A 17,072-nucleotide genomic window follows, 5' to 3' on the forward strand; every position below is an offset into this window, starting at 1 on the left:
GGGTTTTTCTAGGTGCAATCTGCAAAGGCAGAGCGACTGATACCGCAGGCACAGCCACTGGAATAACCATATCCGAAATAAGCCTACCCGCTATTGGGCTCTTGTCAAGAAAATGGGGGAGTTTTGTGGGCAGAAAAACCAGAATAATTGTCAATTTTACAACTTAGGACAGATTAGTGCGGCCTGCAGGCCAAAACAGAAAAAAACGACAGGATTTTCTTCCTGCACCGGATCACCTACCCGCGAGAACAGGTTTACCACCAAATCCAAAGCCTGCTTTCAGCAAAGAATCGGACCTTTGGTGCGGTTCGGCGATTACTTGACATATCAGCTATCTGGCTCATTTTGGGATAGAAAAATGAAAGGTTTATGAGAGCGGGCGAGTGTAACGCACATGTAACAACAGCGCAAACAAATTCAAGTTTCTTCGTTTCATAAAGATAGGCAATAAATACTGCACCTGGAGGGGTAATGAGCCAATTACTGGGATGGACCACCATTATTCTGGGCATCGTTGCGAGTTTCGCTTCGATTTTCGCCCAGGAAAACAAAAAAGAGCCGGAAGCCGCTGAAATTACATTACCGCTCAAGCGAATTGTCATCAGCAATTCAGGCATGGGATATTTCCACCACGAAGGTGAAGTGACTGGCAAGGCCACGGTTACCTTGCGGGTCAACGAAGAAGATGTCAACGACCTGATTCTGACCTTAAACAGCAGCGATCCCAAAGGGAAAGCTCAGACGGTGGTTTATGATAACCCCGCACCCGCCGACATTACGCTGAAGTCTTTTCGCATCGATCTGACAGAAAACCCCACCCTGGGCAACCTGCTGCACCAGGTGCGTGGCGAATCGATCGATCTGATCGATCTGAAGGACAAAAAACAAACTGGCATGATCGTCAGTGTGCACTTCTCACCGGACAAAACGGAAAACAAGTCGCAGGAACTGGTTTCGCTGATGACGAAAGACGGTCTGACCACAGTGCCTGTAGGGACGATCAAAAATGTGAAGTTCAACAACGACGACATTCAATCGGAGTTTTTGAAGGCACTGCGGGCCCTGGCTGCCGCACGTGGCTCGACGGCCAAAACTGTTTCGGTGGCATTCCCAGGCGAAGGGAAGCGTTCGGTCAATCTCAGTTACATCACCGATATGCCGATCTGGAAGCCCACCTACCGGTTCCTGCTGGGGAAAGAGAGCACCCAGGTCAAGGGGCTTGCGGTACTGGAAAACACCACCGAACAGGATTGGAACAACGTGCAGATTCAATTGGTTTCCGGTAAGCCAATTACGTTCAAGATGAATTATTACTATCCCATGTTTGTGGAACGCTCGGTCATTCAGCCCCGACTGTTTGGTTCGGTGCTGCCCCCACTCTACCAGGCAGCATCCACCGGCATGCTGGGTGGGGCAGGATGGACTGGTCCAAATTTGAATCTTGGATACCAGACGTTCGATCCGAACAATCCCAGGGCTAATACTTTAAATACTGGGGGGCAGTTCGGTGGTCAGTTTGGAGGTGGGGGTTTTTCTGGACAGCCAATGCTCACACCACTGAGCTACAATTCAACTGCACACTATGGTGGAATTAGCCGGCCCAGTTTTAAGCAGTTGTTCAATCAATTTTCTCAGAATCTGAGCACTCCTGTAGCAAAAGGCGATCCGAAATTGACGCCTGCAGATGCTTTGAAAACGGGAAGTGTCATTGATCTGGGGGAAAACTTTATCTACAACGTTTCGGAACCTGTGACCCTGCCACGGTTGAAATCGGCGATGGTACCGATCGTCAATGAAACTGTGGATTCCAAAATGATCTCTATTTACAACCCCAGTGTCTTTCCCAAACATCCACTGAAAGGGTTTCGAATTACTAACACGAGCAAGCAGTATTTTGCTGAAGGGCCCATTGCGGTGTATCAAGGCGATCAGATGCTGGGACAGGCCCGCCTGCCTGATGTCAAACCTGGAGAAACACAACTGATTGGCTACGCGGTCGACCTGGATACCATTGTCAGCATGAAAGAACCGAAAGAAGAGTCTACGCTGGTGTCAACCACCATTGTGAATGGAAATTTGGAACCGAAATACCGCAACAAACGCACCACCACCTATCTGTTGTACCACAAGGGCGATGATGGCGCCACCGTCTGGTTGACTCAGCCCATTGCGTACGACTGGAATCTGCTGGCACCTGCGAAGGCAACCGAACAAACAGCCGGGCTGTACCGCTTTGAAGTGGTGGCACCACCACGGAAAGAAACCACGTTGGATGTGGTGGAAGAAAAAGAGACTCTGCAAAAGGAAAGAATTAGCCTGACCATGAACCTGGCACTTCTGGAACGCTACAGCCTTGAACCCACCACCCCACCAAATGTGAAACAGGCGTTGGCAAAAATCATCAACAGTATTCAGGAGATCAATAACAACCGGAAACAGTTGGCCAGTGCCAATGCAGTCATCAAGACCATTTTTACGGAACAGGACCGCATCCGAGAAAACCTGCGGGTCACGCCGAAAGAGTCCGAAGCTTACCAGCGATACCTGAAGAAGTTCGATGAACAGGAAACGGTAGTGGAAAAAGAACGCAGTACGATTGAAAAGCTGAATGCCGACCACGACCGCATGCTGCAGGAATTCAACAAATACACCACCGACCTGAATGTGAAGTAGGCGGTGGTGGCATTCTGTAGATTCCCGCCTTCGCGGGAATGACGCTATTTTGGAAGGTTCGAATCGCTGAATACCACTTTGAGTTTTCTGCTCTGGATTCCCGCCTTCGCGGGAATGACGCTTTAGCTTAGGGTCAGTTAAACTGGAATCAGTTTGAAACTCGGCCAATAATCGAACAGTTACCAAGCCTGTCTTCATAGCCCGCAGCGTAAAAAAGGGAATTTCTCAATGAGATCTCACTGCCTTCATAGCCCGCAGCGTAAGCAAGGGTATTTCTGCTCAAACCCTTGCTTACGCTGCGGGCTATGAAGGCAAACTTAATGAATTCGAACGGAGTGTCAGGAAAGGCCGATCGTCCATCCGAACGAAGTTTAGTTATGTGAACGGGGATTAAGGAAAACTGATTTGCGTGCCAAAGGTTTTCGTCGGTTTCATGAAAACGGTTGTGACAACAAACGACATTCCCGCGAAGGCGGGAATCCAGTGCAGTAAACCCGAAGGACAACTCAGTTAACCGTTGCCCACATGAAAACTGTCATTCTTTGGATAGTCGGGAACAATAAACGTCATTCCCGCGAAGGCGGGAATCCAGTGCAGTAAACCCGAAGTAGAAACAATAAACCGAAGCAACTCGAAATCCTTCATACCACCGTTACTTCGGTCCCTGTGAGTGCTGAAAACGAAAAAAACCGAGGATGTTATCCCCGGTTTAATCGCTCTGGCACCATGAGCAGGTTTCACAATTCAGTAACAGGCTTCAGGCAGATCTCTGCTGATTAGCGGATTCCCATGAAGCGGATCTGGAAGAAGGCCATTGCGGTATACAGGTCATACTCGCTCGAAACAAAGGCCCGGGCTTCCGCACCAATCGTCAACCAGGAGCTGATGTCATAGTTCACCAGTGCCTTGGCATCATGGTAGGAAACCATGTTATTATCGGTGCTGATACCATACTGCAGCGAGTAATAACATTGATTACTATGGACAAAGTAATCGCGGCTTAACCAGTGCCACCACTCGACCCGAATCTCGCCCGAGGCAAAGATATCAGGTGCGAAGTATGGGTGGATCGTCCCAAACAGGTTGTTGGGATTCGGTGGGAAGCTATTAAACTGGGTTTCTTCCCGATACCCATACACATTAAACCGTTTCACCAGCTTCAACATCTTCGGTGGCAGGGTCAGTGCCACTTCGTTGAACAGATACCCGAAGTGGGAATCGTTGTCGTCGTCGTAGTGAGCGTAAGTATAACGGCCACCCAACATCCAGGTGCGGGTTGGCTTCAGGTCAGCCCCCATGTATGCACCGTAGCGGAAAATATCCTGACGAATCGACTCACCAGACTCTGCCACGTTTTCCAGGAACAACCCGGTGGTGGTCCGCAGGACATCGTTATGGTCGTACCACATCCCCACATCAAAGGTGGGTCGGGTGGTGAAGCGATCCTGGTACTGTTCGATATTCACCTGACCATAAGTCATCAGGCGATTATCATCAAACTTCTTCTGAAAGCGGGCAAATGGTGCGTTCCCCCACAACCCACGATCATCGGTGGGTTGATAGCCAATTCGGGAATAACCGAACTGCAGGTATTCGTTTTCATCACCCAGGGGCAGTGATGCTGCCATGGTGTAGCGATGGCGATCCATATTCGCCACACCAGTCCGCCCACGTTGACTCATAAAGTCGTAGCGACCATCCAGTTTCGGGCTGATTTCCGCCAATGCTCGTTCGCTGGCAGCAATCGACTCGCGGTGGGTGGGGTCCACAATCAGGGTATTGGAATACCATGTCAGGGCGGCATTGGTCATTCTGAGAGCCCCATACACCTGACCCTGATCAAACAAAGCTTCCGTGTTTGTGGGTTCATATGCAATCAATGCATCGTATTGCGGCACCGCCATATAGTTGCGGTAACCTTTCAGTTCTTTGGCATCCCGTTCCAGCCGGAAAGGTTCCTGCCAGGCCAGAGTGGCATCGTATTCACACAACAAGCGGTGGGCCGCCAGTTTCACTTCAGGATCACGATGAGTTTTGCTCATCATTTCCAGTTCTGCCCGCAACGCAGGTCCAGACATATGCCCCTTCAGGTGGGTGCCAAAGGCCTGCATCATCCGTGGGTCCTGCTGAGCATTAAAGGCCATCCGGTTCAATACCACTTCCGTGGGGGAAGGTGATAATACCGCGTTATACTGCGAGCGTGCCGCACTATATTGGTGATCGCTGAACAACACCCGTGCCCGTTCCCGTGGTGGGATGGTGAAGGTAGGGTCAATGCTCACCAGTTGATCGTACTGCACAGCCGATTTCCGGTAACTTTGCGTAATGGCAAACGATCGGGCCATTGCCAGGTGCCCACGAACGTTAGTGGGGGACTGGCGAATAATCTGCTGACAGGTGGCAAAGCAATCGCTTGGGTCGCCGGGCCAGCGTGCGGAGCGTTGCTGAGCATCTGCAAGACGAATCAGCACCGCCAGGTTGTTGTTATCGTAACCGTTGAAGCTATTGCAGATTTCAATGACCTTATGATCATCAAAGTCTTCCGAATAATAATCCGCCAGTTGCAGCCGACCACGCAGATCGTTGCCAATGGAAGTATTCAAGGATGACAGAATCTGATTAGCACGCTCTGCGTTCCCCAGGCGTTCTGCAGCGCGGGACAGGCCGTAGTAGGCTTCCGTAACGCGGCCAGCGGGTTTTTGCAGCGTGATTTCATACTCACGGCTGGCATCCAGATTTCTACCTGCTTCCAGCAAGGCGCGGGCAACTGCCAGACGCACCACGGTGGCAATCCGATCATCCTTTGGATCGGTGGCCAGGTAACCTCGACCCACGCTGATTGCCTTTTCAAACTGACCCGCTTTCGCCATCGCACGAATGTACAATGCCAGCACTTCCGTATTGTTGGGGTCATCTCGCATCATCTGCTCGGCAATCTGGGCTGCTTCCACGTGCTTCCGCTGGTGCAGCAGGGCATAACCAAACCACAGTCGGGCGGGACGAGACATTTTGTCTTGTGCGGGAATCATCGCGAATTCACCCTTCGCTTTCTCCCACTCTTTCGTATATTCGTACAGGCGTCCCAATGCATAACGGATTTCGTGGTCGTTGGGGTTGTTCGACAGCATGTGCAGATAGATCTGCTTCGCTTCCGTATATTCCCCCACGGTCTGGTGGTAGGAAGAATAGGTCATCAGGTACCCACGGCGGTTCTCTGCGTTGGGCACAAAGCTATCCAGAATCTGCTTGGCAGGTACGGGCTGAAACGTTGCCAGGTAGACATTCGCAATCCCAATCAGGCCGGAACCATTGGCTGGATCAACTGCCAGCACCTGGTTGTAAACGTGCCCACTCAGGTCGTACTCTTCCAGGTCATACAGAATATTACCTAATGCGTTGCGAATACCCGTTTGCGTGGGAACCCGGCCAGACATTTCGGTAATGGCTTCCATCGCCTGATGGCGTTCGCCGATGCGGGCAAAACCACGCACCATGCTGGCCAGCACTTCCAGAATCCGCAGTTCGTGTTCATCGCGGTCTTTGGGGTTGCTGTCCCGCAGTAATTGTTTCCGTTTTTCAATCAGGTAAGGCAACGCATCGTAAGGGCGATCCAGATCGAGCAGCATCGGCCCCAATGCCAGTGGTGCGGCTTCTGAATCGGGACGAATGGAAGCCAGGTAGGTATCCACAATCTTCGCTGCCTGCAGGATGTTATTATCCAGTGCGAACGCACGTGCGAGGCGGATGGCCACCTCAGGAGTGCGGTCAGCATAGCGTTTATCGCTTTGAACCATTTCCAGTGCAGTCTGGAACACATAAGCAGCCGCACGATAGTTCTGGATGCTCATGTAGGCATCACCCAACTGCAGGCGATAGCCAGCAGAGTTGGGATCCATACGAATGGCCTGTTCCAGTTCAACAATGGCTGCACGAGGATTGCCGGCTGCCAGGTAGAGTCCTCCCAACTCTGCCCGCAGATCATATTCCTTGGGATTGTCGCGGATAATTTCCGACAACAATTGTGCCGCACGACTGAAATCTTTCAACTTGGCAGCGTTTTGTGCTGCGTTCAGTTTGATTTCATCTTCCTGCGAAAGAGTCCCCACCACTTTCCGCTTGGGTGCGGCGGGCTCTTCTTTCTTTTCCTTGACAGGTGTGGGCGGCACAGGAATGACTTCCGGCTGCTGCAGGGTAGTCAATGTGCCTGGTACCTTCTTCGTGGGAGCAGGAACGCCCGGGATGGTGTAGTCTTTTGGTGCACTTGGAATCGGTGGCACTTCTACCGGAGAGGTCTTCACCGGAAAGCTGATCGGTGGGACTGCTGCTGGTAAAGGCAGGTCGTCTGGCTTTGCCGTAACCACTTTCTCTGCAGGCACTTCCGGCAGTTTCATTGCTGGAGCAGGTGCGGCAGGGACCTGATTGGCTGCGGGAGTAAACTTGGGATCTTTTACCGCAGGTGGCGTGGCAGCAGGCATCACCAGTGCAGGACCTTCCGGCACGCTGGTTTTATCCAGAGCCTTCAGCACTTCGGTTACCTGTTTGGGTAACATCACCTCTTTGGGTGCGGGTACCACTTCCGGCAATTTCGGAACTTCAGGAGCTGCCGGAACCGGTGCGGCCTTAAACGGATCCTGCTCTGGTTGACGCGGTTTCAGCACCAGCTCTGCAGGCTGCGGAGCTGGGGATGCCTTCCATTGGACCCCCGCCTCAGGCGTTGGTGTTGCCGCTTGTAATGTTTCGGCGGGGCCAAATTGCCAGTGTCCAGAACCTGTCAGATAGGCTGCAGTAATTGTGCAGGCCAGACCTGTCCAGGAGTACCACTTATTGGCCACCCGAACGAGCCACGACCGGGGAGGTTGGCCGAATTGGTGGGTGGAACTCATAGTCTCCGTCCTTCGAAAAAAGTACTTCGAAACTTACCGATTGTTACCCGATTGCCCATATTGCCCATACGATCCGCGCAAAAGTGCGAATTCAAACAACTCATGCAATCGGGCAATCCTATACAACATGTAAGTTCGGCACATCTTAACATTCGGGTTGAACAAAATCTGACAATTACACCGCATTTGCCGATATGAATTATTTCTCCAAATTGCCCAGAAATCCCTTTTTGCCGTAACGTCTGATTTGAACGCCACGCACAATGACCAGATTACGCTGGGTATTTCGATTTCCGCCCGAATGCCAGCCAAGTGGTATTAAAAACTGCTCAAGATGGTGGTGGAAAGAAGTGCTGGATTACCTGGAACCGGTGTGAGAATTGCGATTCCCATCAGGGAAATTATTCATCAAGCAGCAAGTATTAATGAACAAATATTCATTAAATCAATGTGAAAATAGTGAATTATTGTTCATTTTTACGATTCCCACGGCACGGTTCTGCCTTGAGATGTGCTGTTTCTGCCAGAACCCAGGATCCGACCGTGGATCACGCAATCCCTTCCACTGGGTTTGGAACCATCAAGAAACATTCTGGCAGGTGGAAATCTGGGATGGGCATCCCACAGTTGGGCAAGGTAAATCAGCCGCCATTGTGCTTTCGGATCAAATTCGTCTTCATTTCCCATATGTGCCAGAGATTTGCGGAGGATCTCTTCAAACTCCACCCGCGATTTTGCCATACAGGCAATTTCTTCCAGTTCAATCGTAACATATTGATAAGGAAGATTTTCCAGTGCACTTCGAAACAGCTGTGCGTATTCGTCTAACTTGCCATAGCCGTAGAACAGTTCTTCCAGATAGGGAATTGCGGCATCCAGTTGCCCCACCGCACGGCGTAGGTCGCACCGTGGTGCAATCGCGAGAAGCGTTTTGCCTTCCTGCGTGAACGTTCTCTGAATCAGGTCGCTTTCGCGGAATAATGCCAGCCATAGTAGTGGGATGGAATATGTCTGGCTGGCAATCGTTTGCTTACTGGCATCGTAAGGTTGATCCCCAAAGCTGGGGTAAATGGTTTCTCGATCTGTTGCACACAAATACGCCCAGTTGGCCATTACAGCACTCCGGATAGGGCTAGGATCTGATCAGTTTTCTAGCAGATCCTACCAAAACGAACACTTAAAAGAATTGCAGAAGGGTAAACCTGAAGTATCGATTATTTTGCAGCAGGGATCGTTGCGGGTACGGCGAGCTTCGATGAAATGGATATCTGTGCTGATTCTGTGTAGTTGATGTTACTTTCGATCCGACTGACCCCTGAATTACGCAGAGTTGCTACTACTTTGAGTATTTCCTGGTGATGTTGAAGGTTATTTGCGGCACCTGATAACGACGCAACACCGTTTTTAACTTCGATCTCGACTTTTCCACTTTGAATTACACCAGATTCATTGAGCTTTTTCTTGATCGCTTCCGCTAATTGCTGATCGCTCATATTTGGCGCAATTGGAGAATTTGAACCCGTAAACTTGTTTAAACGTTCGTTCATCTTTGTACTTGGTTGATGGAATTCCCAAAACCTTGCCCATTCTTTGCGAGCCTGACGCAGATCTGCTGATTGATCAGCCATATCCTTCGGATTACTATCATTCAGCACATTCTCCTTTAATTTCGTGCGAGGACCTGACAGAGGATTTGTCGTAGGTTGTGGTCCAGATGGCACAGTTTGAGCAGGCTGGACAGGCAAATCCTGTGGTTGTATCGGGCCCTGTTGCGGTGCAGGCATTGCAGGAATTGTTGATTGAGGTTGATGCACTGGTGGTATAGGATGCTGTTGAATCGGCCCCTGTTGCGGCACAGGCATAGCAGGTATTGCCTGCATTGGTGGCGGTACTTCTTTTGTAATACCTGAAGGAAAGGGAGATGGTTGAAACGGTACATGTAGTTGCGGCACTGGTATTTGTTGTGGAGGTATCGTAGGAGTTTGTCCTGCAGGCAAAACCTGCGGTGACGTTGGCCCCTGTTGCGGTGCAGGCATTGCAGTGCCTGGTAATTGCAACGGCACTTCAGGTCCTGCAGTAGAAGGTGTCGGTACGGGTTGAATCGGTATCGGCTGCAGAGATTGAGCAGGCAATATTTGTGGTTGATACGCAGGGATTTGTTGCGTTCCAGGCATGACAGGTGTTGTTTGTGGCGACACCCCTGGTGCAATCGGTTGCATATACTGTGGTGGATGTTGCAGGTACTGAGGCGATGGCAGGGTCATGCCACCGATACTGTTTCCTGAAAGCTGCTGGATCAGTTCGATCAGTTTTTTCGGATCGGACTTTGGCTGCTCATTGATGTTCAGTTCGCCAGTGTATTCTTTGTAGCTACCTTCAAAAATGCGGGTCGCGTTGATACCGGCTATTACAGGGATTGCTGCCTCACCCATTGCAGCCATCATTCCGGTGGGCAATCCGTAGAACAGCACTTTCATATCGCTGATAATGTACTTGCCATCTACTTTGCGCCAGTGATAACTGAAAGGCAGATCCAACATCAGATCGTTCAGCATCGGATCGGCCAACTTCCATAATTCAGTGAAGTCATTCAATGCAGCAATTTCAGGGATTGGGGGTAACTGAATGCTGACAATCTCCCCACTGGTGATCACACCGTGAACAACAGACTGGCGGGTAATGGAATATTCGCCCGTCAGTCGAATTTCCACGTATGCCCCACCCACATCGACAAACAGGTTCGCGGAAAAGTCCTCTTCTCTGTTTTCCAGAATAATTTTGATTTCGCCGTAATCTTTGAAATCAAATCGTTTAATCCATTTCCCGGTGGGCATCTTTGGGCGTGGTTCCAGTGCCTGCATTTCTGGCCGTGGGCTGGGTTTCTCTGTATTTGTCCTCGGCACTACCTGAATCGGTGTGGTAGGGGGATTCGATTGCTTCGTGCCCGATGTTTTTTCCTCTGGTTTAGAAGGATCATCTTCCTGTCGAATCAAACACCCTGTTAGAAAAATTGTCAGTACAAACCCGATGGCCAGGGGTAACCTGGTGAATGCTCTGCGTATCATGCCCATTCCATGGAAAATTGTTGCATCCAAAGCTGCCCAGTACTTTTGAACCATTCGAAAGTGACAGGCGAGCGGAATTGTATCCTGAAACAGAAAATCTGCACAAGAGCGAAATCTTTCCCAAATTAATGAACATATTTTAATATTTGAGCTGGCTTCGCACGGTCCAACAACGTCTTACTTGACCAATCGCTGCCTGAATCATGCGGCTGACATTGGCCAAAACTTCAATTCCCCCGCCCGTAAGCTCCCCTTTCGTCTTTTTTCGCTTTCCCATACAATTGCTGTTCTTAGAAGGAACGCTGGTGGGTGCTGGAAACATGGACAGTGGCGATGATCTGATTGAATTGCTCGAACACGCAGGCACACCTCGGGTGCTGGTGCTGGGCGATTGCATGCTCGACCGCTATGTGTGGGGCAATGCCGAACGGATCAGCCAGGAAGCACCCGTTATTCTGTTGCGGGCAGATTCCCGCGACGAGCGTCTCGGTGGGGCTAGTTCTGTAGCCACAATGCTGGCCGCACTGGAAGCCGAAGTTACGCTCGTCAGTATTACTGGTGCGGATGCCAACGCCGAACATGTCCGAAAATTATTGTCCGACCTGAAAATTTTATCCGACAGCTTAATTCCTGACCCTTCTCGCCCCACCACAGTGAAAGAACGTTACGTGGGACGGGCCCAGGCACGCCACCCACAACAGATTCTGCGGGTGGATTACGAAACCCGCGATCCGGTGGGGCCGGAAATCAGCCAACAATTGAAAAATCGCCTGACGGAACTGATTCCGACGCACCACGCGGTGCTGATCAGCGATTACGATAAGGGAGTATGCACTCCCGAAGTGCTGCGGTGGACAATTGATCTGGCAAATCAGCACCACATTCCGGTGATTGTGGACCCGATTCGCAGCACCGATTATTCCCGCTATCGTGGCTGCACTACGATGACACCGAACCGCCTGGAAGCGGGAATGGCATTGGGCATGCAGATCAATTCTGTTGCCGACGCCCTGCACGCCGCCGAACGCCTAAGAACCGAACTGGCAATGACTTACGGCATGGTAACGCTGGACAAAGACGGCATTGTGGTGGCAACTGCAACCGGTGCCCAGCACTTCCCCACGCGGGTGCGACAGGTCTACGACATCACCGGTGCGGGCGACATGGTTCTGGCCATCATTGGGCTGGTGCTGGGGACACGGACCGACATTCCTGCTGCCACCCGACTGGCGAATGTGGCTGGAGGGCTGGAAGTCGAAAAAATTGGCGTGGCTACCGTCACGCGGCACGAAATTATTAACGATCTGCTGCATTCCCCGTCCCACGTGGATAGTGGGGCACTTTCGCGTAAGTTATGCTCCCCACAGCAGTTACAACAGGAAATCCACCGCCGCAAGCAACTGGGCCACCAGATTGTGTTCACCAATGGATGCTTTGATGTGCTGCACGCAGGCCATGTGGATTACCTGAATGAGGCAAAGCACCAGGGCGATTGCCTGGTCGTGGGGCTGAACAGCGACCGCAGTGTGGCAGAATTAAAAGGCCCAGGCCGGCCTGTGAACCCACAGGAGGCACGTGCCGCTGTGCTGGCAGGTCTGAGTGCGGTTGATTATGTGGTAATTTTCGACGAACCCACTCCCATCCAACTGATTGAAATGGTGCAGCCCACGGTGCTGGTGAAAGGGGCCGATTATCAGAAAGATCAGGTAGTGGGCGGGCCATACGTGGAATCGTACGGCGGACGGGTTCATCTGGCGGGTTTACGGGCAGGTTATTCCACCACCAATCTGATTTCGCGGATGAAATCTTCTGATCAGTGATGCAGTCTACCAATTACCAGCGGATCGCCTTTTTCCTTCCCAACTGGATTGGGGATCTGGTGATGGCCACGCCTGCCATTGCTGCGGTAGCCCAGAAATATCCCCAGGCAGAACTGATTGCGATTGGCAAACCATACGTGTTTGCCACCTTATCGGGCAATCCGTGGTTCTCCCACAATATCATGTTGGATAAAAAAGGCCCACCTGAACAGCGGGCGAGGGCAGTGATTCGCCAATTGAAGGCACTCTCGCCCGATGCTGCCGTGCTGTTTCCCAATTCGTTTCGTGCCGCCTGGATTGCCTGGCGGGCAGGGTGTCGGCAGAGAATTGGCTTTGTGCGCTACGCACGTGGGCTGTTACTGACCGACAAGTTCTACCACCAACGTGGGCGATTTGGCAAACCGATCCCCATGCCGGTGATCGACGATTACAACCGCCTGATTGCCCCACTGGGAATTACGAATCCCGATTGTCGAATGCAATTGTTCACCACAGCAGATGAAGAACAATCTGCCGATGCCCTGTGGACAAAACTTGGCCTAAACCGTTATAAAACAGTCATTTGCATCAATTCTTCCGGTGCCTTCGGTGCGGCAAAACTGTGGCCCAGTGCCCACTTTGCAGAGTTAGCAAAAAAACTACTGCAGCACCTTCCCGATGCTGCCGTGCTGGTGGTGTGCGGGCCGAACGAAAAGAAAATTGCCGAAGAGATCACTTCCACGGCGAATGACCCGCGGGTGATCAGTCTGGCAAACGAAAAAGTCTCGATTGGCCTGACCAAAGCCTGCATTCGTCGTTCACAGATGCTGATCAGCACCGACAGTGGCCCACGTCACTTCGGTGCGGCGTTTGGCATTCCCGTGGTCAGCCTGTTTGGCCCCACGCACATTGAATGGACTGACACCCACTATGTGGATGAAGTGCACCTGCAAAAGAAGGTGCCGTGCGGTCCGTGCCAGAAACGGGTATGCCCGCTCGACCATCGCTGCATGACGCAACTATCTTCAGAAGAAGTACTTACGACAGCACTTGATCTGTTTCAGCGTGCCAAACGCAGGAAGGTGCCCCTTGCCTGAGACGCACATATTACGCACGGGGGTATCCATGTCGTGTGACTGGCTGAAAATCCACCCGGACTACCAGGAACTGCTGCACGGCTGGCAGGCAAGTGATCTATTACAACTGCCCGGTGTGGTTGTCAGTGGGCATGTCCGGCGAAATGTCACCCGCGTTGAAATCGCTGGCGAAACCGCCTACTTGAAACAGGAACATTTCGTCCGCAAGCGGGATCGCTTCAAGAACTGGTGCGATGGCTTTGGCTGGTGCTCACTTTCCGTGCGGGAACAGAACGTACTGGCCCATTTACAGAGGTTGGGCTTTTGTGCACCCCAATGGATTGCCTATGGCGAAGCGGAAGGCAAAGCATTCTTACTATTAAAAGATATTGGCCCGAATATCCCACTGGCACAGTGTGACGATGTATCACCGTATATGATGAAGTTGGTGCAATATGTGGCACGACTTGTTGACAGTGGAATCGATTTGCCAGACCTTTTCTTAAAACATTTTCATCTGCTGCAAAATGGTGAAATCTGCTGCCTCGACTGGCAGCGAGCCAGAAAAAGTCCACCTGGGGCGGCTCATCTTCAAAAAATTGCAAAGAAGCTGGCACAATTACTGGTCAGTGGGTTGCAGCAAAAGCTGTCAATTACCTCCAAACTCCGATATTTTTTGAAATTTTCAAAATTATTGAAACTTTCTCACCTAGAAATGCGTCTACTATATCAGAGAACGGTTCAGTGCGTGAATTCACTGGACCATTCCAGGTACGCCCGTCACAAGGTGGCGAGCACTTCGGTGAATCAGGAATTGCTGCGCATTCGTGGGGAATACGCATGCATACGGCCAATGTATCAGGAAATTATTCCCCACGTGGAGGACTTTTACAATGGACAAAACAGCACATTCAAATCACTGTTAGGAAATAGTATTGTTATTCAGCGAACATTGAATGGCAGTTCAGTTAGAAAGTTCGTCGCGACATGCCTCGGCAAGCAATGGCGTTCACAGGAACTGGTTGTGGCACGGATGTTGTTTCATCTGGAACGTGCAGGTATCGCCGCACCCACACTGGTGGGGTATGGCTTGCAGCACCACTCTGGGATGCGGTATTCCAGTTTTGTCTGCTACCTGCCCGTGCCTGAGCAAGAAGGATCCATCGCACAACAGGCAGCACTGCACCTAATGCAGCAACTACATGCTGTGGGGGTCATTGTTCAGCAGGATAATCACGGCAAGGTGCCGTTTGCAGCAGGTGGAAACCGCGTCTGGATCACGAATCCTGCGTGCCTGGTCTTTCAGAAAAACATCTGCCCCAAGGTGACGATCCATCAACTGCACATCGTTTGCACTGCAAAGAATGTGTTGAAGGATGGCACCGCGTGATTCCATCGTTCTGGAAACGTCGCACTCACGGCTACACGAAGCTGGAAGCCACAGACCATTGGCGTTCCATTGCACCTGCTGGTTGGGAAAGCACGGTGATGGCCAGTGAAGAGCCCAAAGTGTTTGCGGCGAAGCAGGGCAGGTCGATTGCCACCTGGCAATTGCACGACCGTGAAGGGAAGCCCACGCTGGTCTATTTGAAGCGGCACTACCGCCAGCCCTGGCGAACGCGCCTTGCAGCACTGTTTTTCCCCAGGCGTGCCTGGACACCCGGACTGCAGGAATGGCACCACTTACAGTGGGCTACAGAGCACGGCTTCGCAGTGCCCACTGCTCTGGCAGCAGGAGAATATCTGTTGCCTGATGGCCAGTTGCACGGCTTTATTGCCATTCAAGAATTACAGGGCATGGTGGCACTGCACGAGGCAATTCCACGTGCGTATGACACGATGGCACCTGGCGATTTTCGACAGTGGAAAAGACAGTTGATCCGCATGCTGGCCGAGATGAGCATTGCGTTGCATCGCACTGATCATTTTCATCGCGACTGGTATCTGTGCCACTTTTACATTCCGGAAAACTGGATTGGTGCCACGCAATTTCCCGCCCACGAACAGATGTATGTGATTGATTTTCACCGTCTGATTCACAAACGCTGGCGGCGTACGTTTGGCATCGCGAAAGATCTAGGCCAACTGCTCTATTCCAGCGATTTGCCTGGCATCAGCACGCGGGACCGCCTGGAATTCTGGGCCCTGTATCGCAAATCGGTGCGTTGGCCACGATGGCTTCGCTGGTTAAGCATTCGCAAATGGCGTTTGTATCAGCGTCACGATAAACCCCACGGGTAGCTGAGATGAAGATCGGTTTGTGCTACGAAACAGTATTGCCCGCCCGAGGTGGGTGCGAGCACTACATTGGTGATCTTGCTCGTCGCCTGGCGAAAGACCACCACGAGGTGCATCTGTTTGCCTGCCGCTGGGAAGCAGCATCGTTGCCACCTGGCACTATTTATCATCAGATTCCCACCGTACGTGGGCCACGCTTTCTGCGACCATATCGCTTTGCAAAACGGGTGCTGCAGGCCCTGCACGATCAACCGGTGGATGTATCGATTGGATTTGATAAAACCTGGGGGCAGTCGATTCTATATCCGCAAGGTGGCCTGCACTCCGCTTCGCGCCGGCAGAATTTGCTGAAGTATCCTTCGGCTGGGAAACGATTGATTGCCAGGTTGTTGCGGGTATTCGATCCCACCAGTTACACGTTTCGATGGATTGAAAAGAAACAGTATCTGTCCGCACCACGCCCACTGGTAATTGTGAACAGTAAGATGGTGCAGCGGCACTTCCAGGAGATTCTGGGCTTTCCCGCAGATGCGGTGCGGGTAATTTACAGTTCGATCGATCCGGAACGCTTTCACTGTGAAGAGCGGGAACAGGTACGCCAGCGAGTACGGCAGCAATTGAACATTCCCCCTACCGCACCCGTGGGGTTGTTTGTGGGGATGAACTATCGGCTGAAAGGATTGCAGCAACTACTGAATGCCGTGAAGGAAGTACCCGAATCGCTGGGTTACCACCAACTGGTGATTGGTGGGAGCAAGTTTCAGGGGTACCAGGAACAGGCAACGAAGCTGGGCATTGCCCACCGTGTGCATTTTCTGGGGTTTCAGACCGATCCGAAAGACTATTTCTTTGCCAGCGATTTTTTGACGCACCCCACGTTTTATGATCCCTGTTCGCTGGTGGCACTGGAAGCACTGGGCTGTGGGCTGCCGGTGATCACCACGCAATACAATGGGGCCAGTGAATTTATTCAGCCTGGCAAGAATGGTACAGTTATTGCCGACCCCCACGATGCAGCAACGCTGGGGCAGGCAATTGCCGATTTCTGCCAGCCCACACTACTGCCGAAACGGAAACAGGCTGCAGAAGAATCCGCCCGCGGCTGGACGTTTGAAAACCACTACCAGCAGATTCTGGAGGTCATCGAACAGGCTGCCAGGCAAGGTGTCGAGCAAATGACTTAGATAGATGATATCTGTATGAACCATGTAACAAACATTTCACCAAAAGTGCTTGAAAAATTGGACAATTTCTTTGAATCCCCAAACCAACGTCATTGGTAGCAGTATTTGAATGAGCAATGAAGGGAAAGCAAGCAGATTGGGGCGAATCGTTTGC

Annotated in this window: 9 protein-coding genes; 6 read left to right on the plus strand and 3 right to left on the minus strand. The window is 51.5% G+C overall.

What is annotated here, in order from left to right:
* Window positions 1–471: 471 nt before the first annotated feature.
* Entirely contained in the window at window positions 472–2,673 is a 2,202-nt protein-coding gene (locus tag R3B84_17425) for a hypothetical protein (GenBank protein ID MEZ6142342.1), read from the plus strand.
* A 776-nt stretch (window positions 2,674–3,449) separates the two neighbouring features.
* Here R3B84_17425 and R3B84_17430 read toward each other — a convergent pair.
* From R3B84_17430 to R3B84_17440, 3 genes are all read right to left on the minus strand, one after another.
* Window positions 3,450–7,556: a tetratricopeptide repeat protein gene (locus tag R3B84_17430; protein MEZ6142343.1), complete on the minus strand. Its 4,107-nt coding sequence runs from the start codon at window positions 7,554–7,556 to the stop codon at window positions 3,450–3,452.
* Between the two features lie 477 nt (window positions 7,557–8,033).
* Entirely contained in the window at window positions 8,034–8,669 is a 636-nt protein-coding gene (locus R3B84_17435) for a hypothetical protein (GenBank protein MEZ6142344.1), read from the minus strand.
* Between the two features lie 101 nt (window positions 8,670–8,770).
* Window positions 8,771–10,621 carry a BON domain-containing protein gene (locus R3B84_17440; protein ID MEZ6142345.1) on the minus strand — a complete coding sequence of 617 codons (1,851 nt, stop codon included), beginning with the start codon at window positions 10,619–10,621 and terminating at the stop codon, window positions 8,771–8,773.
* A 203-nt stretch (window positions 10,622–10,824) separates the two neighbouring features.
* On the opposite strand from R3B84_17440, the gene rfaE2 reads away from it, so the two are divergent.
* Genes rfaE2 through R3B84_17465 form a run of 5 tightly spaced genes read left to right on the plus strand, consistent with a single transcriptional unit; the run spans window position 10,825 to window position 16,918 of the window.
* A complete protein-coding gene (rfaE2, locus tag R3B84_17445) occupies window positions 10,825–12,441 on the plus strand; it encodes a D-glycero-beta-D-manno-heptose 1-phosphate adenylyltransferase (GenBank protein ID MEZ6142346.1) in 1,617 nt (538 codons plus the stop codon).
* Entirely contained in the window at window positions 12,441–13,517 is a 1,077-nt protein-coding gene (gene waaF, locus R3B84_17450; protein MEZ6142347.1) for a lipopolysaccharide heptosyltransferase II, read from the plus strand. The genes rfaE2 and waaF overlap by 1 nt, the downstream gene beginning before the upstream one ends.
* On the plus strand, window positions 13,510–14,886 hold the full coding sequence (locus tag R3B84_17455; protein ID MEZ6142348.1) for a hypothetical protein: 1,377 nt from the start codon (window positions 13,510–13,512) through the stop codon (window positions 14,884–14,886). The genes waaF and R3B84_17455 overlap by 8 nt, the downstream gene beginning before the upstream one ends.
* Window positions 14,883–15,737, plus strand: coding sequence for a lipopolysaccharide kinase InaA family protein (locus tag R3B84_17460; protein ID MEZ6142349.1), 855 nt, complete (start codon window positions 14,883–14,885; stop codon window positions 15,735–15,737). Before R3B84_17455 ends, R3B84_17460 begins: the two co-directional genes overlap by 4 nt.
* Window positions 15,738–15,742: 5 nt before the next feature.
* A complete protein-coding gene (locus R3B84_17465; GenBank protein MEZ6142350.1) occupies window positions 15,743–16,918 on the plus strand; it encodes a glycosyltransferase family 4 protein in 1,176 nt (391 codons plus the stop codon).
* Window positions 16,919–17,072 lie beyond the last annotated feature (154 nt).

Source organism: Zavarzinella sp., from assembly GCA_041399155.1.
Taxonomy (GTDB): domain Bacteria; phylum Planctomycetota; class Planctomycetia; order Gemmatales; family Gemmataceae; genus JAWKTI01.